General features: G+C 71.4%; 24 protein-coding genes, 1 tRNA gene and 1 pseudogene. 17 read left to right on the top strand and 9 right to left on the bottom strand.

Annotation, left to right across the window (positions count from 1 at the left end):
• The first annotated feature begins 272 nt into the window (after positions 1 to 272).
• The 5 genes from ACIRST_RS27720 to ACIRST_RS27700 all read left to right on the top strand — a co-directional run bounded on the left by ACIRST_RS27720 (position 273) and on the right by ACIRST_RS27700 (position 4,019).
• Positions 273 to 1,727 (top strand): amino acid permease, encoded by a 1,455-nt coding sequence (locus ACIRST_RS27720; RefSeq protein WP_350521809.1) that lies wholly within the window; start codon positions 273 to 275, stop codon positions 1,725 to 1,727.
• Between the two features lie 146 nt (positions 1,728 to 1,873).
• The gene (locus tag ACIRST_RS27715; RefSeq protein ID WP_350521810.1) at positions 1,874 to 2,305 is read left to right on the top strand and encodes a M67 family metallopeptidase; all 432 of its coding nucleotides are present in this window, start codon (positions 1,874 to 1,876) and stop codon (positions 2,303 to 2,305) included.
• A gap of 138 nt (positions 2,306 to 2,443) precedes the next feature.
• Positions 2,444 to 2,563 carry a putative leader peptide gene (locus tag ACIRST_RS27710; RefSeq protein ID WP_317621128.1) on the top strand — a complete coding sequence of 40 codons (120 nt, stop codon included), beginning with the start codon at positions 2,444 to 2,446 and terminating at the stop codon, positions 2,561 to 2,563.
• Positions 2,564 to 2,683: 120 nt separating this feature from the next.
• A complete protein-coding gene (locus ACIRST_RS27705) occupies positions 2,684 to 2,962 on the top strand; it encodes a MoaD/ThiS family protein (protein ID WP_030242903.1) in 279 nt (92 codons plus the stop codon).
• 88 nt (positions 2,963 to 3,050) lie between these two features.
• Positions 3,051 to 4,019 (top strand): PLP-dependent cysteine synthase family protein, encoded by a 969-nt coding sequence (locus ACIRST_RS27700; protein ID WP_402805129.1) that lies wholly within the window; start codon positions 3,051 to 3,053, stop codon positions 4,017 to 4,019.
• Between the two features lie 31 nt (positions 4,020 to 4,050).
• Here ACIRST_RS27700 and ACIRST_RS27695 read toward each other — a convergent pair whose 3' ends face one another.
• A complete protein-coding gene (locus ACIRST_RS27695; protein WP_402805127.1) occupies positions 4,051 to 4,512 on the bottom strand; it encodes a type II toxin-antitoxin system PemK/MazF family toxin in 462 nt (153 codons plus the stop codon).
• Between the two features lie 260 nt (positions 4,513 to 4,772).
• Here ACIRST_RS27695 and ACIRST_RS27690 point away from each other — a divergent pair, with 260 nt between their 5' ends.
• Together ACIRST_RS27690 and ACIRST_RS27685 are read left to right on the top strand one after the other, a co-directional pair.
• Positions 4,773 to 4,964 carry a MerR family transcriptional regulator gene (locus ACIRST_RS27690; protein WP_350521811.1) on the top strand — a complete coding sequence of 64 codons (192 nt, stop codon included), beginning with the start codon at positions 4,773 to 4,775 and terminating at the stop codon, positions 4,962 to 4,964.
• Between the two features lie 208 nt (positions 4,965 to 5,172).
• Positions 5,173 to 5,919: an MBL fold metallo-hydrolase gene (locus ACIRST_RS27685; RefSeq protein WP_396550581.1), complete on the top strand. Its 747-nt coding sequence runs from the start codon at positions 5,173 to 5,175 to the stop codon at positions 5,917 to 5,919.
• Between the two features lie 28 nt (positions 5,920 to 5,947).
• Here ACIRST_RS27685 and ACIRST_RS27680 read toward each other — a convergent pair.
• The 4 genes and pseudogenes from ACIRST_RS27680 to ACIRST_RS27665 all read right to left on the bottom strand — a co-directional run.
• Positions 5,948 to 7,066, bottom strand: a pseudogene (locus ACIRST_RS27680) (LLM class flavin-dependent oxidoreductase); the annotation flags it as partial.
• Positions 6,985 to 7,377: an LLM class flavin-dependent oxidoreductase gene (locus tag ACIRST_RS27675; protein WP_402805229.1), complete on the bottom strand. Its 393-nt coding sequence runs from the start codon at positions 7,375 to 7,377 to the stop codon at positions 6,985 to 6,987. The pseudogene ACIRST_RS27680 and the gene ACIRST_RS27675, both read right to left, overlap by 82 nt.
• A 75-nt stretch (positions 7,378 to 7,452) precedes the next feature.
• A complete protein-coding gene (locus ACIRST_RS27670; RefSeq protein ID WP_350521813.1) occupies positions 7,453 to 8,730 on the bottom strand; it encodes a PTS transporter subunit EIIC in 1,278 nt (425 codons plus the stop codon).
• A 534-nt stretch (positions 8,731 to 9,264) separates the two neighbouring features.
• Positions 9,265 to 10,554 carry a PTS transporter subunit EIIC gene (locus ACIRST_RS27665; RefSeq protein ID WP_350521814.1) on the bottom strand — a complete coding sequence of 430 codons (1,290 nt, stop codon included), beginning with the start codon at positions 10,552 to 10,554 and terminating at the stop codon, positions 9,265 to 9,267.
• A 405-nt stretch (positions 10,555 to 10,959) separates the two neighbouring features.
• On the opposite strand from ACIRST_RS27665, the gene ACIRST_RS27660 reads away from it, so the two are divergent.
• The 4 genes from ACIRST_RS27660 (at position 10,960) to rdgB (ending at position 13,386) form a co-directional block, all read left to right on the top strand.
• Positions 10,960 to 11,193 carry a glucose PTS transporter subunit EIIB gene (locus tag ACIRST_RS27660; RefSeq protein WP_030060521.1) on the top strand — a complete coding sequence of 78 codons (234 nt, stop codon included), beginning with the start codon at positions 10,960 to 10,962 and terminating at the stop codon, positions 11,191 to 11,193.
• A 164-nt stretch (positions 11,194 to 11,357) separates the two neighbouring features.
• Positions 11,358 to 12,083 carry a ribonuclease PH gene (gene rph, locus ACIRST_RS27655; protein WP_350521815.1) on the top strand — a complete coding sequence of 242 codons (726 nt, stop codon included), beginning with the start codon at positions 11,358 to 11,360 and terminating at the stop codon, positions 12,081 to 12,083.
• 276 nt (positions 12,084 to 12,359) lie between these two features.
• Positions 12,360 to 12,749, top strand: coding sequence for a hypothetical protein (locus tag ACIRST_RS27650; protein ID WP_402805124.1), 390 nt, complete (start codon positions 12,360 to 12,362; stop codon positions 12,747 to 12,749).
• Between the two features lie 31 nt (positions 12,750 to 12,780).
• On the top strand, positions 12,781 to 13,386 hold the full coding sequence (gene rdgB / locus ACIRST_RS27645) for an RdgB/HAM1 family non-canonical purine NTP pyrophosphatase (protein ID WP_350521817.1): 606 nt from the start codon (positions 12,781 to 12,783) through the stop codon (positions 13,384 to 13,386).
• A 66-nt stretch (positions 13,387 to 13,452) separates the two neighbouring features.
• Here rdgB and ACIRST_RS27640 read toward each other — a convergent pair.
• Positions 13,453 to 13,527 (bottom strand) — tRNA-Leu (locus tag ACIRST_RS27640).
• A gap of 63 nt (positions 13,528 to 13,590) precedes the next feature.
• Positions 13,591 to 14,451 (bottom strand): HNH endonuclease, encoded by an 861-nt coding sequence (locus ACIRST_RS27635; RefSeq protein ID WP_402805122.1) that lies wholly within the window; start codon positions 14,449 to 14,451, stop codon positions 13,591 to 13,593.
• A gap of 264 nt (positions 14,452 to 14,715) precedes the next feature.
• Here ACIRST_RS27635 and ACIRST_RS27630 point away from each other — a divergent pair, with 264 nt between their 5' ends.
• Positions 14,716 to 17,184 carry a chitinase C-terminal domain-containing protein gene (locus ACIRST_RS27630; protein ID WP_402805120.1) on the top strand — a complete coding sequence of 823 codons (2,469 nt, stop codon included), beginning with the start codon at positions 14,716 to 14,718 and terminating at the stop codon, positions 17,182 to 17,184.
• A 109-nt stretch (positions 17,185 to 17,293) separates the two neighbouring features.
• Here the strand turns inward: ACIRST_RS27630 and bcp are convergent, their stop codons facing one another.
• Positions 17,294 to 17,767, bottom strand: coding sequence for a thioredoxin-dependent thiol peroxidase (gene bcp / locus ACIRST_RS27625; protein WP_350521819.1), 474 nt, complete (start codon positions 17,765 to 17,767; stop codon positions 17,294 to 17,296).
• Between the two features lie 173 nt (positions 17,768 to 17,940).
• Here bcp and ACIRST_RS27620 point away from each other — a divergent pair, with 173 nt between their 5' ends.
• The 3 genes from ACIRST_RS27620 to ACIRST_RS27610 all read left to right on the top strand — a co-directional run bounded on the left by ACIRST_RS27620 (position 17,941) and on the right by ACIRST_RS27610 (position 20,231).
• On the top strand, positions 17,941 to 18,282 hold the full coding sequence (locus ACIRST_RS27620) for a DUF3618 domain-containing protein (RefSeq protein ID WP_350521820.1): 342 nt from the start codon (positions 17,941 to 17,943) through the stop codon (positions 18,280 to 18,282).
• 189 nt (positions 18,283 to 18,471) lie between these two features.
• Entirely contained in the window at positions 18,472 to 18,774 is a 303-nt protein-coding gene (locus ACIRST_RS27615; protein ID WP_402805227.1) for a GroES family chaperonin, read from the top strand.
• 275 nt (positions 18,775 to 19,049) lie between these two features.
• A complete protein-coding gene (locus tag ACIRST_RS27610) occupies positions 19,050 to 20,231 on the top strand; it encodes a winged helix DNA-binding domain-containing protein (protein WP_402805118.1) in 1,182 nt (393 codons plus the stop codon).
• Positions 20,232 to 20,241: 10 nt separating this feature from the next.
• Here the strand turns inward: ACIRST_RS27610 and ACIRST_RS27605 are convergent, their stop codons facing one another.
• The gene (locus ACIRST_RS27605; RefSeq protein WP_402805116.1) at positions 20,242 to 22,581 is read right to left on the bottom strand and encodes a transglycosylase domain-containing protein; all 2,340 of its coding nucleotides are present in this window, start codon (positions 22,579 to 22,581) and stop codon (positions 20,242 to 20,244) included.
• A gap of 280 nt (positions 22,582 to 22,861) precedes the next feature.
• On the opposite strand from ACIRST_RS27605, the gene ACIRST_RS27600 reads away from it, so the two are divergent.
• On the top strand, positions 22,862 to 23,725 hold the full coding sequence (locus ACIRST_RS27600) for an ABC transporter permease (RefSeq protein WP_402805114.1): 864 nt from the start codon (positions 22,862 to 22,864) through the stop codon (positions 23,723 to 23,725).
• Positions 23,718 to 24,623 carry an ABC transporter permease gene (locus ACIRST_RS27595; protein WP_402805112.1) on the top strand — a complete coding sequence of 302 codons (906 nt, stop codon included), beginning with the start codon at positions 23,718 to 23,720 and terminating at the stop codon, positions 24,621 to 24,623. Before ACIRST_RS27600 ends, ACIRST_RS27595 begins: the two co-directional genes overlap by 8 nt.
• Positions 24,624 to 24,637 lie beyond the last annotated feature (14 nt).

Raw genomic sequence — 24,637 nt, 5'->3', positions numbered from 1 at the left:
GTCGGGTGAACGGGGCCTGAACCCAAGGGAGTTCCCGCGTGTACGCGGGGCGTCGCGGTTCTCTCCCGTTCGCACTTCCGGGGTGATCCTGCCCGCTTTCGGGCAGGCCCCGGCGGTTCGGTCCAGCATGTGGACGATCAGCCGCGGCTTTTCCCTCCAAAATCGGGCAAACCCTGCCAGGGCATGCTCAAATATCGCTCAGATGGACACCGTTATCCGGATCGTGCGTGGTACGACTTCTCCACCCCCGAGACCGAGCAGGACGGTGCACCATGGCCGAGAAGTCGTACGACCACGTGGTCGACACCAAACCGGACGAGGAGGGCTACGAGCGGGGACTCGGCAGCCGCCAGATCCAGATGATCGCGATCGGCGGAGCGATCGGCACCGGGCTCTTCCTCGGCGCCGGCACCGCGATCTCCAAGTCCGGCCCGAGCCTGATCCTCTCCTACGCCGTCGCCGGCGTGGTGATCTTCGTGATCATGCGCGCCCTCGGTGAACTCCTCACCTACCGACCGGTCTCCGGCAGCTTCGCCGAGTACGCGCGGGAGTTCCTCGGCCCCTTCGCCGGCTACGTGACCGGCTGGACGTACTGGCTGTTCTGGGTCGTCACCGGCATGGCGGAGACCACCGCCGCCGCCGTGTACGTGAAGTTCTGGGCACCCGGCATACCCCAGTGGGCCAGCGCGCTGACCTTCCTGGTCGTCCTCTACGCGGCCAACCTGATCTCGGTGAAGCTGTTCGGCGAGATCGAGTTCTGGTTCTCCATGGTCAAGGTCACCGCCATCATCGGCATGATCCTGATCGGCATCGGGGTGCTCACCCTCGGCTTCAGCAAGGCCGGTGACACCGCGTCGATCACCCACCTGTGGCAGGACGGCGGCTTCTTCCCCAAGGGCATCGGCGCCACCGTGATGACCCTTCAGATCGTCATGTTCGCCTACCTGGGCGTCGAACTCGTCGGCGTCACCGCGGGCGAGAGCGAGAACCCCGAGAAGACCCTGCCGCGCGCCATCAACACCCTGCCCTGGCGCATCGCGCTGTTCTACATCGGCGCACTGGTCGTCATCCTCTCGCTCGTGCCGTGGACCGAGTTCCAGCCCGGCGTCAGCCCGTTCGTCGCCGCCTTCGGCAAGATCGGCATCCCGGCCGCGGCCGGCATCATCAACTTCGTGGTGCTCACCGCCGCGCTCTCCTCCTGCAACTCCGGGATGTACTCCACCGGCCGCATGCTGCGCGACCTCGCCCTGCGCGGCCAGGCCCCGGGACAGCTCACCAAGCTCAACTCCCGCCGCACCCCGGCCTTCGCGATCACCGTCTCCAGCCTGCTGATGGGCCTCGGCGTGGTGCTCAACTACCTCGTCCCGGCACGGGCGTTCGAGTACATCACCTCGGTCGCCACGGTCTGCGGCCTGTGGACCTGGGCGATGATCCTGATCTCCCAGATCCGCTACCGCCGGGCCTGGCAGGCCGGCCGCCTGCCGGCGCCCAGCTTCAAGGCCCCTGGCGGCGCCTGGGTCAGCTGGACCGCGCTCGCCTTCCTCGCCCTGGTCGTGGTCCTGATCGGCCTGGACGAGGACAACCGCATCTCGCTCTACGTGTTCCCGGGCTGGGCCCTGGTGCTGGTGGTCGGCTACCGCTTCCTGCGGCGCCGCGACCCACAGGCCGTCGACGGCCCCGCCCAGGAGGCCGGCCGCGACCACGCGCAGGTCGCCAACGGCGGCTGATCCCGCGCCTCGTACGGACACCGGGCCCACCCGGCGGGCGCCCCCGCCGGGTGGGCCCGGAGTCCGTCGCCCACCCCGCGGACGCCCGCCGACCGCGCCTCGGACGCCCCGGCGGACACCCGCCGGGGCGTGGCTATCCTGACCGCATGCTGACCATCACCCGAGAACTCCGCGACCGGATCGTGGCCCACGCCCGCGCCGACCACCCGGACGAGGCCTGCGGCGTGGTCGCCGGACCGGCCGGCAGCGGACGGCCCGAGCGGTTCATCCCGATGCTCAACGCCGCCCGCTCGCCCACCTTCTACGAGTTCGACTCGGGCGACCTGCTCAAGCTCTACCGCGAGATGGACGACCGCGACGAGGAGCCGGTGATCGTCTACCACTCGCACACCGCGACCGAGGCCTACCCCTCGCGCACCGACGTGAGTTACGCCTCCGAGCCGTTCGCCCACTACGTCCTGGTCTCCACCGCGGACGGCAACGGGGAGGACGACCCCTACCAGTTCCGCTCGTTCCGCATCGTGGACGGCGAGATCACAGAGGAAGACGTCCAGGTCGTCGAGACGTACCAGGCCTGACCGGCACCCGCCCGGACGCGGCCCGCCGACCGCCGACGAGCGGTCGGCGGCCCGCGCCGTCTCAGCAGCGGGGACGGGAACATCCGGATCCCGAGACGGGCATGTCTAAGCGGGCCCGGGAATCTATACGATGAGCCCATGCGTTCCGTCGATGTGAGCAACCAGGCCCCGGGCACCCGCCTCGTGGCGCGCCTGCACATCGACCTGTGCCGGCACGCCGGCGCGATCTGTCCAGGCACGCCCGCGCGCTCGCGCTGAGAGCCGCCGCACCCCACCCGGGCCCGCCACCCCTGCGGCGGCGCCGAGCCCCGGGCACCCGTCCGCCCTGCCGCGCCCGCTGCGGCCCACCCACTCCACGACTCGCACAGGAGCGCACCCATGGCCATCGAGGTCCGCATCCCGACCATCCTCCGCACCTACACCGACGGCGCCAAGGCCGTCGAGGGCAACGGCAGCAACCTCGGGGAACTCTTCACCGACCTCGACGCCCGGCACCCGGGCATCGCCGCCCGCCTGGTCGAGGGCGGCGAGCTGCGCCGCTTCGTCAACGTCTACCTGAACGACGAGGACGTGCGGTTCCTGGAGGGCATCTCCACCGCCCTCGCCGACGGTGACAGCGTCACGATCCTGCCCGCCGTGGCCGGCGGCGCCCGCTGACCTCCCGGTTCCCCCGCCGCCGGCGGGGGAACCACCCTCGTGACCCTCACCGCCGTGTGACCCTCACCGCCGTGGCCGGAGGCCTCCCTTGCGTTACGACAGTCCGCTCGAAGCCGTCGGCAACACCCCGCTGGTCCGCCTGCCGCGGCTGTCCGCCGCCGTTCCCGGCAACACCGAGGGCCTGGTCAGCCTCTGGGCCAAGCTGGAGGACCGCAACCCGACCGGCTCGATCAAGGACCGCCCGGCGCTGCACATGATCGAGCGCGCCGAGGCCGACGGCCGGCTCGCCCCGGGCTGCACCATCCTGGAGCCCACCAGCGGCAACACCGGCATCTCGCTCGCCATGGCCGCCAAGCTCAAGGGCTACCGGATGGTCTGCGTCATGCCCGAGAACACCAGCGAGGAACGGCGCGAGCTGCTCCGCATGTGGGGCGCCGAGATCATCCCCTCCCCGGCCGCCGGCGGCTCCAACACCGCCGTCCGGATCGCCAAGGAGATCGCCGCCGAGCACCCCGACTGGGTCATGCTCTACCAGTACGGCAACCCCGACAACGCGGGCGCCCACTACACCGGCACCGGCCCCGAGATCCTCGCCGACCTGCCGACCGTCACCCACTTCGTGGCCGGCCTCGGCACCACCGGCACCCTGATGGGCGTCGGCCGCTACCTGCGCGAGAAGGTCCCCGGCGTGAAGATCGTCGCCGCCGAACCGCGCTACGACGACCTGGTGTACGGGCTGCGCAACCTCGACGAGGGGTTCGTCCCCGAGCTGTACGACGCCGAGGTGCTCACCACCCGCTTCTCCGTCGGCTCCGCGGACGCCGTCCGCCGCACGCGTGAACTCCTGCAGCAGGAGGGCATCTTCGCGGGCGTCTCCACCGGCGCCATCCTGCACGCGGCGATCGGCGTCGGCCGCAAGGCCGCCGCCGCGGGGGAGCGCGCGGACATCGTCTTCGTGGTCGCCGACGGCGGCTGGAAGTACCTGTCCACCGGCATCTACACCGCCGAGTCCACCGAGGCGGCGGTCGAGGCGCTGCAGGGCCAGCTCTGGGCCTGAGGCCCGGCCCCGGCCCCAGCGCCGGACCCGGCTAGTTCAGCACCTTCTGCGCCCGGGCCCACACCTGCCGGTCCACCGTGCCCGCCCGGCGGCGGAACGCCGACAGCGGCACCTCGCGCAGCTCGTCGGTCTCCAGCCAGCTGGCCCGGCCCTGGCGGTCGCCGACCGAACCGGGCGGCAGCGGCAGCACTCCCGGTCGCTCGGCGTGGTGCTTGCTGGTGATCTTCGCGACGGTGGCCGTCCGGCCGTGCACCCGCAGCACCAGGCACGGGCGGTCCTTGGCGCCGGGGCCGTCCTCGAACGGCACCTCCGCCCACCAGATCTCCTGCGGCTCCGGGCGGGCCGCCCGGGTGCTCGGGCGCGGCCGCGGGCCGGTCGGCCCCGCCGGGCGCGCGGCCGGGCGGGTGCGCCGCGCCAGCACCGCCGCGACGGCCGCCACCAGCGCGATGCCGGCCAGCGCCAGGACGACCCAGGTACCAGTCATGCCGTTCATGCGGCGAACCGTACCGGGCCGACGGCGGACGCCACCACCGTGCCGACCGTGACAGTTGAGTATTTGTCCCCGCGTTGCTCCCGGTTCGTCACGGAACCGCCACGGTGCCCGTTCTGTGCCGAACGCCCGCCCCGCTCCGGGGAGGCTGCGTCACGAACGCCCGCCCCGCCCCGGAGGTGCCTCGTGAGTGAGCGACGTCAACGAAGCGAGCGAACGGTCGACGAGCGAACGGCCGACCGGAGAACGGTCGGGGGGCGCGCGTGAGCCGCGACGACGAACCGTGGTCCTACGCCGAGATCGCCCGGCACATCGGCGTCCGGCCCGACACCGTCCGCAGCTACCGGCGGCACGGACTGCTGCCCGACCCGGACGCGACCGACGGCAGCGGCCACCCCCGCTGGTACCCCGACACCATCCGCGCCTGGGCGCGCAACCGCCCCCGGCACCGCTGATCCCACCCGCGCCCCCGCCTCCCGCCGCCGTCCCCGGCGTTCTGGTGATTCCAGCCACAGCCCGGCACGGGGACGGGGGCAAAGTGCCGCTCCACCCTTACCCTCGACACACCAATGCAGTGCTACCGGCCGGTCCACCGGCCCGGCCTGCCGTTTTCCATGCCGTTTTCCAGCAGCAGCCAGGACGTGTCGGGGCGGAGGGGCTCGGATGAAACTGACCGTGGTGGGGTGCTCGGGGAGCTTCCCGTCCGCCGACTCGCCCTGCTCCAGCTACCTGGTCGAGGCCGAGGGCTACCGCGTCGTCCTCGACCTCGGCAACGGAGCCCTCGGCGCCCTGCAGAAGTACACCGGCCTCTACGACGTCGACGCCGTCCTGCTCAGCCACCTGCACGCCGACCACTGCATCGACCTGTGCGCGTACTGGGTGGCCCGCAACTACCGCGCCGAGGGCTGCCCCGACCCGCTCCCGGTGTACGGCCCGGCCGGCACCGCCGAGCGACTCGCCCGCGCCTACGACATGCCGGAGAACCCCGGCATGAAGGAGGTCTTCGAGTTCCGCACCCTCACGCCGGGCAGCTTCGACCTGGGCCCGTTCCGGGTGGACGTCGCCCAGGTCAACCACCCCGTCGACGCCTTCGCCTTCCGCCTCGGACACGGCGGCCGCTCGATCGTCTACAGCGGTGACACCGGTGAGAGCACCGAACTCGTCGAACTGGCCCGCGACACCGACCTCTTCCTCTGCGAGGCCGCCTACATCGACGGTCGGGACACCTACCGGGCCGTCCACCTCAACGGCCGCGAAGCCGGCGAGCACGCAACCGCCGCCGGCGCCCGCCGGCTCGTCCTCACCCACATCCCCCCGTGGACCGACGCCGAGCACAACCGCCGCGACGCGGCCGCCGCCTACGCCGGCCCGGTCGAGATCGCCCGCGCCGGCGCGGTGTACGAGGTCTGACCGGCCGGCGGGGGCTCGACGACGGGCCTCAGGGCCGCCGGGGGACGGGCAGTCCGAGGTGGTCCCGCAGGGTCGGGCCGGTGTGGTCGGCGCGGAACACCCCGCGTTCCTGGAGCAGCGGCACCACCCGGTCGACGAACTCGTCCAGGCCGCCCGGGGTGAGGTGCGGGACGAGGATGAAGCCGTCGGCGGCGTCGTTCTGCACGAAGTGGTCGATCTGCGCGGCGACGGTCGCGGGGGAGCCGACGAAGGACTGCCGGCCGGTCACCTCGATGACCAGTTCGCGGGTGGTCAGCCCCTTCTCCGCGGCGACGGCCCGCCACTGTTCGGCGACGGCCCGCGGGTCGCCGAACCGGACCCGGCCCTGGACGAGCGTGCTGTCCGGCTCGGGATCGACGTCCGGCAGCGGTCCGTCCGGGTCGTGGTCGGAGAGGTCCACGCCCCAGACCTGCTCCAGGAAGGCGATCGCGGTCTGCGGGCCGACCTGGGCCCGGCGGACCTCGGCGGCGCGTTCGTCGGCGTCGGCGTCGGTGTCGCCCAGGACGAAGGTGGCCCCAGGCATGATCTTCAGCTCGTCCGGCCCGCGCCCGTACGCGGCGAGCCTGCGCTTGACGTCCGCGTGGAAGGCCTGGCCGGCGGCGAGGGTGGAGTGCCTGGTGAAGACCACGTCGGCGGTGGCGGCGGCGAACTCCCGGCCCTCTTCGGAGTCCCCGGCCTGGATCACCACCGGGTGGCCCTGGGGCGGGCGCGGCAGCGAGAGCCGGCCCTCGACCTCGAACTGCGGGCCGCGGTGCCGGACGCCCCCCTCCTCGGCGTCCCAGAACTCCTTTGCCAGCCGGACGAATTCGGCGGCCCGGGTGTAGCGGTCGGCGTGGTCCAGGTAGCCGCCGCGGCGGAAGTTCCCGCCGGTGAAGGCGTCCGAGGAGGTGACCACGTTCCAGGCCGCGCGGCCGCCGGAGAGGTGGTCCAACGAGGCGAAGCGGCGGGCCAGTTCGTACGGTTCGTTGAAGGTCGCGTTGACGGTGGCGGCCAGGCCGAGCCGCTCGGTGACGGCGGCCAGCGCGTTCAGCACGGTGATCGACTCGGGGCGGCCGACCACGTCCAGGTCGTGGATGCGGCCCTTGGACTCGCGCAGCCGCAGGCCCTCGCCTCGGCCTCGGTCGCGGAGACGCCGACCAGCCAGCCGGCCCGGCCGCGGCTCACCCAGTCCAGGGTGTTGACCGAGATCGAGGTGTGGAAGGGCTCGGTGTGGGTGGTGGTGACGGTCGGCACCAGTCCGATCCGGCCGGTCAGCGGGGCGATCCGGGCGAGTGCGGCGAGCGCGTCGGGTCGGCCCGGCTCGGCGGCGAAGGAGTCGTCGAGGGTGACGAAGTCCAGGGTGGCCCGTTCGGCGAGCCCGGCGAGGGCGGCGTAGTGCCCGGCGTCGAAGCGGCCGGGGCTGTCGAGGGCGGCGGACAAGGCACGCCGAAGGCCCCGCCCCGCCGCTGGGGGAGCAGCGGCGGGGCGGGGCCTTCGGGCGGAGCGGTGCGGGCGTCAGGCCTTGGTGACGTCCTCGATCTCGTCGTCGTCCTCGCGACCGGGGGTCTTGAGGTCGAACTTGGTGATCGCGAAGCGGAAGAGGAAGTAGTACAGCGCGGCGAAGACCAGGCCGAGCGGGATGATCATCCACGGGTCGGTGGCCTTGTTCCAGGCCAGCAGGTAGTCGATCAGGCCGCCGGAGAAGGTGAAGCCGTCGTGCACGCCGAGCGCCCAGGTGACGGCCATCGAGACGGCGGTGAGCAGCGCGTGGATGACGTACAGGGCCGGGGCGATGAAGACGAAGGCGAACTCGATCGGCTCGGTGACACCGGTGACGAAGGAGGTCAGGGCCAGCGAGACCATCATGCCGGTGATCGCCTTGCGGCGGTGCGGCTTGGCGGAGTGGGCGATGGCCAGCGCGGCGGCGGGCAGCGCGAACATCATGATCGGGTAGAAGCCCGACATGAACTGTCCGGCGGTCGGGTCGCCGGCGAAGAAGCGGGTCAGGTCGCCGTGCACGACGGTGCCGTCGGCCTTGGTGAAGTCACCGGTCTGGAACCAGGCGAAGGAGTTCACGAACTGGTGCATGCCGACCGGCAGCAGACCGCGGTTGACCAGGCCGAAGGCGCCCGCACCGAACGCGCCGGCGCCGATCAGGGAGTCGTTCAGGCTCTTGATGGCGTCGCCGATCGGGCCCCAGGTCAGGGCGAACAGCACACCGACGGCGGTGCCGACGAAGGCCATCAGGATCGGGACCAGGCGGCGGCCGTTGAAGAAGCCGAGCCAGTCGACCAGCCTGGTGCGGTGGTACTTCTGCCACAGCACGGCGGCCAGCAGGCCGATCACGATGCCGCCGAGCACCCCGGGGTTCTGGTAGGTCGGGGCGACCCACTTGCCGTCGGCGATGTGGCCCTCGGTGATCGGGAACGCGGTGAGCACGTTCTTGTACACCAGGAAGCCGACGAGCGCGGCGAGGGCGGTGGAGCCGTCCGCCTTCTTCGCGAAGCCGATCGCGATGCCCACCGCGAACAGCAGCGGCAGGTTGTCGAAGACGCCGCTGCCGGCGGTGGCGAAGACCGAGGCGACCTTGTCCCAGCCGAGGCCGTCCTTGCCGAACACGTCGTCCTGGCCGAGTCGCAGCAGCAGGCCGGCGGCGGGGAGCACCGCGATGGGCAGCTGGAGGCTGCGGCCGATCTTCTGCAGACCCTGGAGGAGGTTCTGGCCGAACTTCTTGGCGGGGCTTGGCGTGGCCGGAGCCGCGGCGGGCGCCGGTGCCTGCGCAGACTGACTCATGGGGGTGGGTTCCTAACGGCATGGCGGTCGGTCGGGGGAAGGCACAGGGGCCGAACCGCGAACTGGTCTACACCACGGGTGGTGTAGACCAGTTTTGTAGCACGGGCGGACAAGGCAAGGAACCCCGGAAAGCGCCGCCGCCGGGAAGCGCTATGAAATCGAAACCTAGTCGCGGAACGACGATCATGATTAGCGGCGGGATTGCGATTTTGGCTATTTGCGCAACAAAAAGAGCCGCGCCCCGGCAGCGGCCCGGCCGGGGCGGACGCCCGGGGCGGTCCCGGGGTGATCCCGCCGCTCCGGGGCCCTCCCGGAGGCTGCTGAGAGTGACTGCGACGTCGCGGACGTGCACGATGTGGCACCCCCGCGCGCGGTGGACCCCCGTACGAAGCGAGCCCGGCACGGCCGGACCGCGGCCGAATTGCCTTTCCGGCGGCTGTCCGGCCGGGAATTCGGCCCTTTCCCGAAATGCCGAAGACCCCCGGGCCGTACGGTCCGAGGGCCTTCGCCGGAGATGTCCGGAGGGCGCGGGAATCAGGCCTTGGTGACGTCCTCGACTTGGTCCTCGTCCTCCCGGCCCGGGGTTTTCAGGTTGAATTTCACGATGATGAACCGGAAGAGGGCGTAGTAGACGGCGGCGAAGGCCAGGCCGATCGGGATGATCAGCCACGGCTTGGTGGCCAGGCCCCAGTTGAGCACGTAGTCGATCAGGCCGGCCGAGAAGCTGAACCCGTCGTGCACCCCCAGTCCCCAGGTCACCGCCATCGAGGCGCCGGTCAGCAGGGCGTGCACGGCGAACAGGGCCGGGGCGATGTAGGCGAAGGAGTACTCGATCGGCTCGGTGACGCCGGTGACGAAGGAGGTCAGGCCGACCGAGAGCATCAGCCCGTAGATCTCCTTGCGGCGGTGCGGCTTGGCGGAGTGCGCGATCGCGAGCGCGGCGGCGGGCAGCGCGAACATCATGATCGGGAAGAATCCGGACAGGAACTGGCCGGCCGTCGGGTCGCCCGCCAGGAAACGCGGGATGTCGCCGTGCACCATCATGCCGTCGGGCTTGGTGAACTCACCGAACTGGAACCAGACGAAGGTGTTCAGCAACTGGTGCATCCCGATCAGCAGCAGCGCGCGGTTCGCCACTCCGAAGATGCCGGCGCCACCCGCACCGAGATCGGCCAGATCCTGCGAGAAGTCGTTCAGGCCGCGGCCGATCGGCGGCCAGACCCAGAGCGCGACGACGGCGAGCAGCATGCCGACCAGCGCGGTGATCATCGGGACCAGGCGGCGGCCGTTGAAGAAGCCCAGCCAGTCGACCAGCCTGGTGCGGTGGAACCGCACCCACAGCCAGGCCGACATCAGGCCGAGCAGGATGCCGCCGAGCACCCCCGGGTTCTGGTAGGTCGCGACGGCCGCCTTCGCCGAGGTGTAGTCCACGCACTGGTCGCTGACCAGGACGGTCGGCGGTGCGCACTTCTCCGGGAAGGCCCGCAGGACCTGGTAGTAGACGAGGAACCCGACCACGGCCGCCAGGGCCGTCGAGCCGTCCGCCTTCTTGGCCATGCCGATCGCCACGCCGATGCAGAACAGCATCGGCAGGCCGAGCGAGGAGTCGAGCAGCGCGCCGCCGGCCGCGGCGAAGACCTTGGCGACCTTGTCCCAGCCCAGGCCGTCCTTGCCGAACACGTCCGGCTGGCCGAGCCGGTTGAGGATGCCCGCCGCGGGGAGCACGGCCACCGGCAGCTGCAGTGAGCGGCCCATCTTCTGGAGGCCGCCGTAGACGGTGTGCCACCACGTCGTCTGCGGGGCGGTGGCGCCTGCCGAACTCATCCTTCGCCCTCCGGGAAGCAGTTGCCGGCCGGTGGCCCCTGCGGGACCCTCGGGCGGGGCCCGGGAACACCCGGGGTCCGTCCTGCGTTCATCGGAGTACACATATATTGGTGTAGACCACCTTGGGACGCAGGCCGCACTCCGGGACGCCGGCCCCGCTGATCGTCATCCTCGGGCGACGGCCGGGGGCCTGCCCGCCGGAATGGGCCGAATGTGGACTAACGTGGCAAACCGGACCTGCACGGGTGATGCTGGTCGCGCTGCCCGGCAGCACGGCCACGACTGACCCCGCGTCAGCCACCGGCACGGACCTCGCCGCACCCGGCCGAGGAACGACCCCCACAGCACCACGCACGACGGCACCCGGCAGAGCCGCCGGCGAGCCGAGACAGAGGGAGAGAGCAGATGGCCAGCAAGGCTGAGAAGATCGTCGCGGGTCTGGGCGGCATCGACAACATCGAAGAGGTCGAGGGCTGCATCACCCGACTCCGCACCGAGGTCAAGGACGCCTCCCTGGTCGACGAGGCCGCCCTCAAGGCCGCCGGCGCCCACGGCGTCGTCAAGATGGGCACCGCGATCCAGGTCGTCATCGGCACCGACGCCGACCCGATCGCCGCCGACATCGAGGACATGATGTGAGCTGAGCCACCCGCGCTCACCCGCCCCGGCCCGCCGCCCCACCCAGGGGAACGGCGGGCCGCGGGCTACCCGGGGCACACCCCGCCGGACACACCCCGCGAGCCCCCCACAACCGGGCCGAGCCGCATCCGAACCACCACCCCGAGCCACTACGCTCAGTGCCTATGTCACGCATCGACGGCCGCACCCCCGAACAGCTCCGCCCGATCACCATCGAACGGGGCTGGAGCAAGCACGCCGAAGGCTCCGTCCTCATCTCCTACGGCGACACCAAGGTGCTGTGCACCGCCAGCGTCACCGAAGGCGTCCCCCGCTGGCGCAAGGGCAGCGGCGAAGGCTGGGTCACCGCCGAGTACTCCATGCTCCCCCGCGCCACCAACACCCGCGGCGACCGCGAAGCCGTCAAGGGCCGCATCGGCGGCCGCACCCACGAGATCAGCCGCCTCATCGGCCGCTCGCTGCGCGCCGTCGTCGACCACCGCGCCCTCGCCGAGAACACCATCGTCCTCGACTGCGACGTCCTCCAGGCCGACGGCGGCACCCGCACCGCCGCCATCACCGGCGCCTACGTCGCCCTCGTCGACGCCGTCGCCTGGGCCCGCGACAAGAAGCTCCTGCGCGCCAAGGGCCAGCCCATCACCGGCGGCGTCAGCGCCGTCAGCGTCGGCATCATCGACGGCGTCCCGATGCTCGACCTCCAGTACGAGGAGGACGTGCGCGCCGAGACCGACATGAACATCGTCTGCACCTCCGACGGCCGCTTCGTCGAGGTCCAGGGCACCGCCGAAGGCGCACCCTTCGACCGCGAGCTGCTCGACCGCCTCCTCGACCTCGGCAGCCTCGGCTGCGCGGAGCTCGACGAGATCCAGCGCAAGGCCCTCGGCGGCTGACACACGCTGACACGCGCCGGGGCAGGCCGGGGCAGGCGGACCGGGCGGCGCGAGCGGAGCGGGCGCCGGCGGGCTGAGGGGCTGTCGGCCGACCGAACCGGCGCAGCCCCACAACCGCGACCCGGGACCGACACCCCGCCACACGGCCCACCGGACAGCCTGCTGTACACGCCGGGCCCCGAGCCCGTACGGTTCCCGCAGCACCCCCGCTGCGGGAACCGCGCACCCCCCGGCGCGCGTCCCCACCACGGAACCCGCGCCCCACAGGAGGACCGGATGCCGTCCAGCATCGCCCGCCCCGCCGCCCTCGCCGTGGCCGGACTCATCGCGATCCTCCCGCTCTCCATGGTGAGCTGCTCCGCCGCACAGAAGGCGATCGACTGCGGCAGCACCGCCGTACGGATCACCGGCGACATCGCCGACGTCACCAAGGCCTACGACAACGCCAGCAACGACTCGGCCGCCGCCGGGAAGGCGCTGCAGAAGCTCAAGACCGACCTCGACCAGGTCGGCAAGAACTCGAAGAACACCGACGTCGCCAAGGCCGTGACGGACCTGCAGAAGCAGGCCGACAACGTGCAGCAGGCCGCCGACAAGAACCAGGTCCCCGACCTCAAGCCGCTCGGCGACGCCGCCGGCAACCTCACCAAGGCGTGCACCGGCTGACGGACCACCGGCGCTCGGTAGGGTGGGCGATATGTCCACCCGTCTGATCCTCGCCACCCGCAACCAGCACAAGGTCGCCGAGCTGCGCGCCATCCTCGGCGACGCCGGCCTCGACGTCGAACTCGTCGGCGCCGACGCCTACCCCGAGATCCCGGACGTCCCCGAAACCGGCGTCACCTTCGCCGAGAACGCCCTGCTCAAGGCCCACGCCCTGGCCCGCGCCACCGGCCTGCCCGCCGTCGCCGACGACTCCGGCCTCTGCGTCGACGTGCTGAACGGCGCACCCGGGATCTTCTCCGCCCGCTGGGCCGGCAAGCACGGCGACGACCGCGCCAACCTCGACCTGCTGCTCGCCCAGCTCTCCGACATCGCCGAGCCGAACCGCGGCGCCCACTTCTTCTGCGCCGCCGCCCTCGCCCTCCCCGACGGCACCGAGCGCGTCGTCGAGGGCCGCCTCCTCGGCACCCTCCGCACCACCCCGGCCGGCGACGGCGGCTTCGGCTACGACCCGATCCTCCAGCCCCTCGGCGAGACCCGCACCTGCGCGGAGCTCACCGCGGACGAGAAGAACGCCATCAGCCACCGCGGCCAGGCCTTCAGGGCCCTGGCACCGGTGGTCAAGGACCTCGTCGGCTGACGGCCGGCAGGAACGACGATGGCCCGCCACCCTTCGATTCGAAGGGTGGCGGGCCATTTCACTCGGTACGCCCGGTGGGACTCGAACCCACGACACTGCGGACCTAAACCGCACCTCTCTAGCCAGCTGGAGTACGGGCGCGCGCCGGGACAAGCCTACCGGTTGGCGGCTTGTATCGGAGCCGGTTCGCCGTCGGGGTCCGGGTCAGGCGGCGGTGTCCTTCTCGAACGGCAAGCGGCTCCTGTTCCGGCCGCAGTAGGTCGGTGTGATGGAGTGGCAGTTGGGGCAGAGCAAGCGGAGGTTCTCGCGTCGGTTGTCGAGCCAGTCGCCGTTGATGTGGTCGACCTCCAAGGTCATCGGCTTGCCGCACCAGAGCGGAGGGGTGCCGCACGACTCGCAGACGTCGGGGTGACCGATGTGGACGAGCATGGCGCGAAGCCTTTCGCCCGGCACCCGCTGGCTCCCCGGTGCGCGTCGCACCAGAAGTTCCTCGGCCGTGCGCCTGGGCCCGGTCTTCCGCCCCTTGTTGTGCGCCCGTCCGGTGAAGTGGCTGGTGTCGAGCCGGTGGAGGTCGATGGCTTCCCGTATCAGCGTCCGGGAGTTGCCGCAGTCCTTCATTCCGAGGGCGAGGATCACGCCGCGGATGCTCCGATGACCGGCTACGGCGACGGTCAGCGCGTCTTCGGGAATGGACGCGGCCCTGTGGCGGCCGTCGTTTCGGAACGTGAAGTGCGAGGTGTCGATGCCGAGGTCGGCCAGCCGCTTCTTCAGGTACGAGTAGAGGCTGTCGTAGGGCGTGACACCCAGATGAGCCATGACGCCGTTGATGCTGTCGCTGTGCGCTGCGGCTTCGGCCAAGAGCTCCCGCGGGTAGCGTCGGCGACCGTAGTCGGGTCGGCCACCGTTGAAGTGCGAGGTGTCGATGCCGTAGTGCCGGAGTCTCTTGCTCAGGTAGCTGTGCGTGCCGCCCGCCATCGGCACGCCGAGTCTGCGCATCATCTCGTTGACGCTGCTGGACTCCGCGGCGAGCGAGGCGAGCAGTTCGCGGGTGTACTTGACCGGCATGGGAGTCCCCTTCGAGCTGGTGGACCCCTTCTTCCCGTGCGTGTGAACGAGCGGCGGGCGGTTCGGTTACGGGTGGGGCGGGTTTCGGCCATCGGCTGACCGGTTGTCGGGGGCTCCGACCTGTGATGTTTGACTGCTGATTACCAATTGGTACAGACCTATTGACCTATGTGGTTCAGACCACATAGCTTCTGCGCCAATTGCAATCCCCCACGTGCGTGCTCCCCCACAGGCACGCGCCGACACTCTCTCCTGGAGGACCGAGTGTTGATCCGAAGCACGGCGGAGCGGCGTCCCACCGCCGCCACCCGCCGTCACAAGAGTCCGGTGCGCCGGGCGGGCGTGGCCTCCTTGGCCGCGGCGTCCCTGGCCGGGCTGCTGATGGCGACGCTGGGTGCGGCGCCCTCGCAGGCGTCGGCGGCCGTCGACAACGCGGCCTGTCGGCCGGACGGGCTGTACCGGACCCCCGGGGTGGACGTCCCGTACTGCTCCGTCTACGACACCGGCGGGCGCGAGAAGATGGGTGCGGACCACCAGCGCCGCATCATCGGGTACTTCACCGGTTGGCGCACCGGCAAGAACGGCGACCAGCCGTACCTGGTGAGCGACGTCCCCTGGGACAAGGTCACCCACCTCAACTACGCCTTCGGGCACGTCGGCGGCGACAACAAGCTGTCGGTCGGCACGGACGGCCCGACGAACGAGGCCACCGGGATCTCCTTCCCGGGCGTGCCCGGTGCCGAGCTGGACCCGACGCTGCCGTACAAGGGCCACTTCAACCTGCTGGCGAAGTTCAAGAAGCAGTACCCGAACGTCAAGACCCTGATCTCGGTGGGCGGTTGGACCGAGACGGGCGGCTACTTCGGGGACGACGGCAAGCGGGTGGACTCCGGCGGCTTCTACTCGATGACCGTCAACCCGGACGGCAGCGTCAACCAGGCGGGCATCGACACCTTCGCCGCGTCGTCCGTCGACTTCATCCGCAGGTACGGCTTCAACGGCGTCGACGTCGACTACGAGTACCCGACCTCGATGAAGGACGCCGGCAACCCGCTGGACTGGCAGCTCGCCAACTCCAAGCGCGGTTCGCTCGCCAAGGGCTACGCGGCGCTGATGAAGACGCTGCGGGAGAGCCTGGACAAGGCCGGTGCCGCCGACGGGAAGCACTACCTGCTGTCGGTCGCGGCGCCGTCGTCCGGCTACCTGCTGCGCGGCATGGAGACGTTCCAGGTGGCGCAGTACCTGGACTACGTCAACATCATGTCGTACGACCTGCACGGCGCCTGGAACAAGTACGTCGGGCCGAACGCCTCGCTGTTCGACGACGGCAAGGACGGCGAGCTGGCGGCGGCCAACGTCTACGGCACCGGGCAGTACGGCGGGATCGGCTACCTGAACGCCGACTGGTCGTACCACTACTTCCGCGGGGCGATGCCCGGCGGGCGGATCAACGTCGGCCTGCCGTACTACACCCGCGGTTTCAAGAACGTCCAGGGCGGCACCAACGGCCTCTGGGGCACGGCGTCCGCGACCACCTGCCCGGTCGGCTCCGGTCTGACCTCGTGCGGTGACGGCGCGGTCGGCATCGACAACATCTGGAACGACAAGGACGACGCGGGCAAGGAGTCCCCGGCCGGGTCGAACCCGATGTGGCACGCCAAGAACCTGGAGAAGGGCATCCTGCCCGACTACCTCGCCAAGTACGGCGTGACGGACACCGCGCTGCAGGGCACCTACGCCCGCAACTACAGCTCCTCGCTGGTGGCGCCGTGGCTGTGGAACGACACCAAGAAGGTGTTCCTCTCCACCGAGGACGAGCAGTCGGTGGGCGCCAAGGCGGACTACATCGTCAACCAGGGCGCGGGCGGCGCGATGATCTGGGAGCTCGCGGGCGACTACCGGTGGGACGCCACCGCGAACGGCGGCAAGGGCGAGTACGTGCCCGGTTCGACGCTGACGTCGCTGATGTACGACAAGTTCAAGTCGGCGGCCCCGTACGGTGCGACCCGTTCGACGGTCGCGCTGCCGCAGCAGACCCTGCCGGTCGACGTGTCGTTCACCAACTTCGCGCTGGGCGACTCGAACTACCCGATCAACCCGAAGCTGCACATCGTCAACAACTCGACGCTGACCCTGCCGGGCGGCACCGAGTTCCAGTTCGACTACGCCAACTCGGCCCCGGGCAACGCCAAGGACCAGTCCGGCTTCGGGCTGCAGGTGATCAGGCAGGACAACCCGGGCCCGGGCAACGTGGGCGGGCTGAAGGGCACCTACAACCGGGTGTCGGTCAAGCTGCCGGGCTGGCAGTCGCTCGCGCCGGGCGCGTCGGTGGACATGGACTTCGTCTACTACCTGCCGGTGTCCACGCCGTCGAACTGGACGGTCAACGTGGGCGGCACGCTGTACGGGATCAAGGGTGACCTGACCCGCGGTACGACGGACGGCGGCACGACCCCGCCGACGACGCCTCCCACGACCCCGCCGACCACCCCGCCGACGACGCCTCCCACGACGCCGCCGACCACCCCGCCCACCACACCTCCCACCACCCCGCCGACGACGCCGCCGGCCGGTTGCGCGGGTGCGCCGGGCTGGGACGCGGGCACCACCTACGCGACGCCCACCAAGGTGTCCTGGAAGGGCCACTACTACCAGAACAAGTGGTGGACCAAGGGCGACGACCCCGCGGCGAGCGGTGCGTGGGGAGTCTGGAGCGACCTCGGGACCTGCTGAGCCGACAGCGGTCCGCCGAGGTGAGGGACGGCGGTGGCGGTGCACCCGGTCGGGGGGTGTGCCGCCACCGCTGCGTTCCGGGCCTGCCGGGCGTTCCCGGCCGGCCGGTTCAGGCCTCGATCTTGAGGTCGCGCAGCAGCTTGGCGACGTGGCCGGTGGCCTTGACGTTGTAGAGCGCGCGCTCGACCTTGCCCTGCTCGTCGACGATGACCGTGGAGCGGATCACGCCCTGGTAGGTGCGGCCGTAGTTCTGCTTCTCGCCGTAGGCGCCGTACGCCTCCAGGACCTTGTTGTCCGGGTCGGAGAGCAGGGTGACCTTGAGGTTCTCGGTCTCACGGAACTTGCCGAGCTTCTCCGGCTGGTCCGGTGAGATGCCGATGACGTCGTAGCCGGCGCCCGCGAAGACCTCCAGGTTGTCGGTGAAGTCGCAGGCCTGCTTGGTGCATCCCGGCGTGAGCGCCTTGGGGTAGAAGTAGACGACGACCTTGCGGCCCGCGTGGTCGGCGAGGGAGACCTGGTTGCCGTCGGCGTCGGACAGGCTGAAGGCGGGCGCGGTGTCGCCGGGCTGGAGACGCTCAGTCATGGGTGGACTCTCCTGGTGCGTGCTGCTGGGGCGGGCGGTCGTACCACGGCAAACTTACCCCCGATGGTGGGTGGGGCCGCGCGACCGTGCGCGGCAGCTGACACACTGGGTCAGTCGCACAGAGCGCAACCGATCGCACGGATCGACATCGGCAAGTGAATGGGGTGGCCCGAGTGGGCGAGGCGAGCACGCAGGACAAGTCGGCGCGGACGACCGCCCAGATCGAGGCGGACATCGCGAGCGCCCGCGACCGGCTGGCGACGACCCTGGACGAGCTGGCCGTGCGCGTTCACCCGAGCACGATCTCCGCGCAGGTCAAGGCCAAGGCGGCGGCCGCCGTCGAGGAGCGGGCCGGCCGGGCGTACGTGGCCGCCAGCGGCATGGTGGACAAGGTCAAGGCGCAGTTCGTGGACGAGAAGGGCCAGCCGCGCCGGGAGCGGATCGTTCCGGCGGCGCTGGTCGGGGTGGGCCTGGTGCTGCTGGTGGCCTCGTCGCGCAAGCGCCGCAAGGGCTGACGCGGACCGCGGAACGCGGGTGGAGGCCGGGCGCGGTGCGCGCCCGGCCTTCCGTGTGCCGGGCCAGCGTCACGCTCCGCGCCCGGGGGCGGTACCTTCGGGATCGTGAGCACGAACGACGAGACCCACTCCGACCACCGGCACGAGGCCGCCCGGCACGACCGGCTGGGCGAGAAGCTGCCGATCCGGATGCTGCACGACCGCGTGCTGGTGCGCATCGAGGGAGCCGAGGGCGAGCGCCGCTCGACCGGCGGCATCCTGATCCCGGCGACGGCGGAGCTGTCCAAGCGCTGCACCTGGGCCGAGGCGGTCGCGGTGGGCCAGAGCGTGCGCGCGGTGGAGCCGGGCGACCGGGTGCTGTACGACCCCGAGGACAAGCTGGAGGTCGAGGTCCGCGGCGCGACCTACGTGCTGCTGCGCGAGCGCGACCTGCACGCGGTCGCGGCCGCGCGGTTCGGTGACACCGAGGGTTCGACCGGGCTGTACCTGTGATCGGGCTGTACCTGTGATCGGTCTCCACCCGTGACCGGTCTCCACCCGTGGACGGTCGTGGACCGGTTCCGGCCGGCCCGCTGGGCGCCCGCCGTCCCGGTGCGAGGGGCTTCGGCCGACCGGCCGTGACTCACCGGGTCTGTCCGGCGTGGGTGGCACGGGCGGACGGCGCCGTTGCTCGCGGGGTTCGCGGAGCCGGCGGCGGAGGTGGCGGCGGGGCCGGCGGCCGGGAGCGCCGGACCGGTTGTGTCGGTGGGAGGCGTTAGGGTCCCGGCATGACGAGGCGTGTGCCGGTGATGGGTGACGGGGAGCGTCGGGCCCGGTTGGGCCGGCGGCAGTTGTTGGCGCCCTCGGTGCGGGTGGCGCGGGTGGAGGACGTGGCCGACGCGGTGGTCGGGTTGCACGCGACGGACGCGGCCACGGTGTACCTGTCGGCGTGCGCGCGGCTGGTCGAGCCTTCGGCGGCGGAGGTGGACCGGGCGCTGTACGAGGACGTCTCGCTGGTGAAGCTGCTGTCGATGCGGCGGACGATCTTCGCGGTGACGGAGGGCTTCGCCCCGTACGTGAGTTCGGCGGCGGCGCGGGCGATCGCGGCGAAGGAGCGGGCGACACTGCTGAAGCACCTGCGGGACCACGCGGAGGGCTGGGACGAGGCGCGGCTGGCGGTGACGGAGCGCGAGGTGCTGGCCGCGCTCGCGGCGCGGGGTGAGGCGACGACGAAGGAACTCGGCGAGGACGTGCCGCAGTTGCGCGAGACGATGCTGATGTCGGCGGGCAAGGCGTACGAGGCGAAGCAGAGCGTGGGCAGCCGGCTGCTGCGGTTGCTGGCCTCGGACGGGCACGTGCGCCGCTGCCGTCCGCGCGGTTCGTGGTTGAGCAGCAGCTATCCGTGGGCGCTGGTGCCGCAGTGGCCGGACGTGGCGGTGCGGGAGGCGAAGGCGGAGGTGGTGCGCCGCTGGCTGGCGGCGTACGGTCCGGCGACGGTCGAGGACGTGAAGTGGTGGACGGGCTGGACGTTGGGGGACGTCCGCAAGGCGCTGGCGGACGTCGGTGCGCGGGACGTGGAGCTGGCGGGCGGTGCGGCCGGGCTGGTGCTGCCGGGCGATGACGCTCCGGTGGCGCAGCCGGAGCCGTGGGCGGCGCTGTTGCCCGCGCTGGACCCGGCGGTGATGGGTTGGCGGGGACGGGACTGGTACCTGCGGCCGGAGGACGTGCCGTCGCTGTTCGACCGGGCGGGGAACGCCGGGCCGACGGTGTGGTGGTGCGGCGAGGTGGTGGGCGGCTGGGCGCAGCGGGCGGGCGGTGAGCTGGTGTGGCGGTTGTTCCGGGATGTCGGGGTTGAGGCGGAGCGGGCGGTCGCGGCGGAGGCGGAGCGGTTGGCGGGCTGGTTGGGGGAGGTGCGGGTGACGCCGCGGTTCCGGACGCCGGTGGAGCGGGAGTTGGTGGCGGGGCGGTAGTCCGCCGGGTTCACGGGGTGGGTGTCGCCGCGGGGTGGGTGGCGGGTCCGCCGGTGGCGGTGGGTGGGTCGGTGGGCTTGGGCGGTGGGGTCTGGGTGGGCCTGGTGGTGGGGCTGGGTTGTTCGTGGGTGGTGGTGGGCTGGGGGGCCGGCGGGCTGGGCGCGGTCGGGCCGGGTGCGGGGTTGCCGGTGGCGGCGGGGGGTGCGCTGGGGGCGTGGGTGGGGATGGTGGTGATGAGTCCGGGGATGGTGGCGCTGGGTGCTGCGGGGCCGGGGTGCGGGGTGGCGCCGGTGTTCGGGGGTGTGCTGCCGGTGGTGGTGGGCCAGGTGTCGGTGCCGGGGGTGTCGTGTCCGCTTTGTAGGTCGAACTGTTGGGTGGGGGTGCCGTCGAGGGCGGCGGTCATGTAGGCGGTCCAGATCTTGGTGGGGATGGTGCCGCCGTTGATCCGGGTGAGTCCGGCGGTGCCGGCGAGTGGTTCCTTGGCGTGGGTTTTCGGGTTCTCGCGGAACAGGCCGACGGTGGTGGTGAGTTCGGGGGTGTAGCCGGCGAACCAGGCGGAGAGGTTGGAGTCGGTGGTGCCGGTCTTGCCGGCGGCGGGGCGGCCGAGGTCGAGGGCGGCGGCGCCGGTGCCGCGGGGGCTGACGACGTCGCGCAGGACGTCGGTGACGGAGTCGGCGACGGTGCGTTCGACGGCGTCGGTGGGGTTGTGTTCGGGCATCTTGGGGACGTCGATGGCGCCGCCGGGGGCGACGCGTTCGAGTTTGAGGACGGACCACGGGGTGTGTGCCTGGCCGTGGTTGGCGAGGGTGGCGTAGGTGCCGGCCAGGTCGAGGGCGCTGGGGGTGGCGGTGCCGAGGGTCATCGAGGTGTTGGCCGGGTCCATGCCGCGGACGCTGTCGGGGATGCCGAGTTTGACGGCGGTGTCCCGGACGCGGGCGAGTCCGGCGTCGACGCCTTCCTGTGCGTACACGGAGTTGACGGACTTCACCATGGCGTAGCGCAGGGTGATGTTGCCGTAGTCGGTGTCGTCCTCGTTGGGTGGTGCGTACGGGGTGGGGCCGCCGGTGACGGGGCGTTCGCTGGTGCCGTCGTAGTGGGACTCGGTGGTGATCGGGCGTCCGTCGAGGGTGTGTTGGGCGAGGAGGCCGGCGGCGAGGTCGATCGGTTTGAAGGTGGAGCCGATCTGGTTGTCCTGGCGGAGGGCGTCGTTGTAGGGCTGTTTGGCGTAGTCGGGGCCGCCGTAGACGGCGACGACGCGGCCGGTGGCGGGTTCGACGGAGGCGCCGGAGACGCGGACGTCGGTGTCGGTGGTGGGGCGGGATCCGGGGTCGAGGTCGCCGGCGAGTTCGTCCTGGACGGCTTTGGTGAAGGCGTCCTGTCGGGGTTTGTCGAAGGTGGTGGTGATGCGCCAGCCGCCGGCCTTGAGGGTGGCGGCGTCGATGGTGCCGGAGGAGATCAGGTAGTCGTCGGCGACGCCGACGAGGTAGCCGGCCTGGCCGGAGAGTCCGGTGGTGGGTTGGGGGTCGATCGGGTCGGGGAAGGTGGCGGCGGTGCGGTCGGCGGTGGTGAGGAAGCCGAGTTGGACCATGCCGTCGAGAGTGTAGTTCCAGCGGGCGACGGCTTTTTCGCGGTTCGCGGGGGTGGCGGTCTTGACGTCGTAGAGGCTGGGGGCCTGGAGGAGGGAGGCGAGGTAGGCGCTCTGGGTGAGGGTGAGGCCGGAGACGTCGACGCCGTAGTAGGCGTGGGCGGCGCTCTGGATGCCGTAGGCGCCGCGGCCGTAGTAGCTGCTGTTGAGGTATCCGGCGAGGATGTCCTTCTTGTCGCGCTGTTGGTCGACCTTGAGGGCGATGAGGAGTTCGCGGCCCTTGCGTTCGATGGTCTGGTTCTGGGTCAGGTAGTAGTTCTTGACGTACTGCTGGGTGATGGTGGAGCCGCCTTGCATGCCCTTGCCGGTGAGGGTGTTCCAGCCGGCCCGGATCATGCCTTTCAGGTCGATGCCGCGGTTCTGGTAGAAGGTCCGGTCCTCGGCGGAGACGGCGGCTTGCTGGGTGTGCAGCGGGATCTGGTCGATGGTGACGTCGGTGCGGTTGACGGCACCGGTGCGGGCGATCTCGGTGGTGCCGTCGGCGTAGAGGTAGATGTTGTTCTGGGCGACGGCGTGGGCGTTGGGGTCGGGTACGGGGACGATGACGTAGAGCACGGCGAAGCTGCCGACGGCGAGCAGGAACAGTGCGGTGAGCGTGCCGAGGGTGATGCGCCAGGTGGGCAGGAGCCGGCGCCAGAGCGGGAGGGCGCGGCGGGCCTCGCGGCGGGCGGCCCGTTTGGCCTGGCGTCGGGTGCTCAAGGTCATGCCGTGATTATGTGCTATTTGACGTCGGATCAGCGGTGTGTGGGCGGCTGACGTGGGCTGTTGCGGGTGCCGTGGTGAGTGCCGTTGCGAGTGGCGGAAAACCGGGTGCGGGCGTGGGTGCCCGGAGGTACGGTGAAAGATGCGAACTTCATAGCGCGCCCACTTCGTCAGCTCCGCTTGTCCGGCCCGGTACCCCCGGGTTCGGCCGGTCGGAGCTGCTGGGGTGTGTGCGGACGCGTGCGGGCACTCCTGTGCCCGTATTTGTCGACAAGGAGACAATATGCTGAACGCTGCCCCCGCCGAGGCGCGGCCCCCCGATCCCGGGGCGGCCCTCGCCGCCTCCCTCGGGCTGTACGCGGCCGTCGCCCGCGGCGCCTTCCGCCGCTACTCCACCTACCGGGCCGCCACCCTGGCCGGCACCTTCACCAACACCGTCTTCGGCATCATCCTCGCCTCCTCCTTCCTCGCCCTCTGGCAGGCCCGCCCCCACCTCGGCGGCTACGACCAGAGCCAGGCCGTCACCTACATCTGGGTCAGCCAGGGTCTGCTGGTCACCGTCGCCGTGTGGGGCGGCGGCTTCCAGGACGACCTCCAGGACCGCTTCCGCAGCGGGGACATCGCCGTCGACCTCTACCGCCCCGTCGACTTCCAGGGCTGGTGGCTGGCCGGCGACCTCGGCCGGGCCGCCTTCCAACTGCTGGTCCGCGGCACCGTGCCGCTGCTCGTGGGCGCCCTGGTGTTCCGCACCCGGATGCCCGAACACCCGCTGACCTGGGCGTTCTTCCTGCTCTCGGTGCTGCTCGCGGTGGTGGTCAGCTTCGGGCTGCGCTTCCTGGTCTCGATCACCGGTTTCTGGCTGCACGACTCCGAGGGCGTGCGCGCGGTGATGCTGGTGGTCTCGATGTTCTTCTCCGGGATGCTGCTGCCCATCACGCTGTTCCCCGGCCTGCTCGGCGACCTCGGCGCGGTGCTGCCCTGGGCGGCGCTGATCAAGGTGCCGACGGACGTCTTCCTGGAACGCGCGAGCGGCGGCGGGCTGCTCGGCGCGTTCGGCTTCCAGCTCGCCTGGGCGGCCGCGCTGCTCGCCGCCGGGCGGGGCGCACAGTGGCTCGCGACCCGCCGGGTGGTGGTGCAGGGTGGCTGAGCACCTCGTGGCCGGGCCCCGCCCGGACGGACACCGCCCGGACGGACACCGCGCGGCCGGGCCGCCGCCCGTACGGGAGCGCCTCGTCCCCCGCACCGCCTGGGCGGTCCGCTCCTGGTGGCTGTGCGCGCGGATGTGGATGCGCTCGATGATGGCCTACCGGGCCTCGTTCGCACTGAACCTGCTGGCGAGCCTGGTCACCCACTCCCTCGACTTCGTCGTGCTGGTGATCATGTTCCGGCACACCGACCGGCTCGGCGGCTGGACCCTGCCGGAGATCGCCTTCCTCTACGCCACCGCGACCTTCTCCCTCGGCATCGCCAACCTGCTGGTCGGCTCGGCCGACGGCCTCGGCGTACGGATCGTCAACGGCACGCTGGACACCATGCTGATCCGCCCCGCGCCCGCGCTCTCCCAGCTGTGCGCCGAACGCTTCTCGCTGCGCCGGCTCGGCCGGCCGCTGCAGGCCGCGGCGGTGCTCGTCTGGTCGCTGGCCGCCCTGGACGTGCACTGGACCTGGGACCGGGTGCTGCTGGTGCCCGTCCTGCTGGTCTGCGGCAGCGTCATCTTCGGCGCGATCTACATCGGCGGCGCCACCGTCCAGTTCTGGTGGGGCGAGTCCAAGGAGATCCAGAACTCCTTCACCTACGGCGGGGCGACACTGCTCCACTACCCGCCGACCATCTTCGCCAAGGAACTGGTCGCCGGAGTGGTCTTCGGCGTGCCGCTGGCCTTCGTCAACTGGCTGCCGGCCCTGCGCATCCTCGGCCGGCCCGATCCGCTCGGCCTGCCCACCGCCTTCCAGTACGCCTCCCCGGTCGCCGCCGCGGTCTGCGTCGCCGCCGCCGGGCTCGCCTGGCGCGCCGGGCTGCGCGCCTACCGCGGCACCGGCAGCTGAAACCCCCGTCGCCT

The organism is Kitasatospora sp. NPDC101447 (genome assembly GCF_044767225.1).
In the GTDB taxonomy this organism is placed as follows: domain Bacteria; phylum Actinomycetota; class Actinomycetes; order Streptomycetales; family Streptomycetaceae; genus Kitasatospora.
This window is presented reverse-complemented; position numbering and strand designations above follow the sequence as displayed.

Bases quoted from the DNA above. Each gene is read 5' to 3' on its own strand.
- rdgB (WP_350521817.1), top strand. From the start codon at position 12,781: ATGTCCACCCGTCTGATCCTCGCCACCCGCAACCAGCACAAGGTCGCC.
- ACIRST_RS27695 (WP_402805127.1), bottom strand. From the start codon at position 4,512: ATGAACGGCATGACTGGTACCTGGGTCGTCCTGGCGCTGGCCGGCATC.
- ACIRST_RS27605 (WP_402805116.1), bottom strand. From the start codon at position 22,581: ATGACCTTGAGCACCCGACGCCAGGCCAAACGGGCCGCCCGCCGCGAG.
- ACIRST_RS27685 (WP_396550581.1), top strand. From the start codon at position 5,173: ATGAAACTGACCGTGGTGGGGTGCTCGGGGAGCTTCCCGTCCGCCGAC.
- ACIRST_RS27715 (WP_350521810.1), top strand. From the start codon at position 1,874: ATGCTGACCATCACCCGAGAACTCCGCGACCGGATCGTGGCCCACGCC.
- ACIRST_RS27670 (WP_350521813.1), bottom strand. From the start codon at position 8,730: ATGAGTCAGTCTGCGCAGGCACCGGCGCCCGCCGCGGCTCCGGCCACG.
- bcp (WP_350521819.1), bottom strand. From the start codon at position 17,767: ATGACTGAGCGTCTCCAGCCCGGCGACACCGCGCCCGCCTTCAGCCTG.
- ACIRST_RS27665 (WP_350521814.1), bottom strand. From the start codon at position 10,554: ATGAGTTCGGCAGGCGCCACCGCCCCGCAGACGACGTGGTGGCACACC.
- ACIRST_RS27600 (WP_402805114.1), top strand. From the start codon at position 22,862: ATGCTGAACGCTGCCCCCGCCGAGGCGCGGCCCCCCGATCCCGGGGCG.
- ACIRST_RS27720 (WP_350521809.1), top strand. From the start codon at position 273: ATGGCCGAGAAGTCGTACGACCACGTGGTCGACACCAAACCGGACGAG.
- rph (WP_350521815.1), top strand. From the start codon at position 11,358: ATGTCACGCATCGACGGCCGCACCCCCGAACAGCTCCGCCCGATCACC.
- ACIRST_RS27705 (WP_030242903.1), top strand. From the start codon at position 2,684: ATGGCCATCGAGGTCCGCATCCCGACCATCCTCCGCACCTACACCGAC.
- ACIRST_RS27610 (WP_402805118.1), top strand. From the start codon at position 19,050: ATGACGAGGCGTGTGCCGGTGATGGGTGACGGGGAGCGTCGGGCCCGG.
- ACIRST_RS27635 (WP_402805122.1), bottom strand. From the start codon at position 14,451: ATGCCGGTCAAGTACACCCGCGAACTGCTCGCCTCGCTCGCCGCGGAG.
- ACIRST_RS27660 (WP_030060521.1), top strand. From the start codon at position 10,960: ATGGCCAGCAAGGCTGAGAAGATCGTCGCGGGTCTGGGCGGCATCGAC.
- ACIRST_RS27710 (WP_317621128.1), top strand. From the start codon at position 2,444: ATGCGTTCCGTCGATGTGAGCAACCAGGCCCCGGGCACCCGCCTCGTG.
- ACIRST_RS27650 (WP_402805124.1), top strand. From the start codon at position 12,360: ATGCCGTCCAGCATCGCCCGCCCCGCCGCCCTCGCCGTGGCCGGACTC.
- ACIRST_RS27615 (WP_402805227.1), top strand. From the start codon at position 18,472: ATGCTGCACGACCGCGTGCTGGTGCGCATCGAGGGAGCCGAGGGCGAG.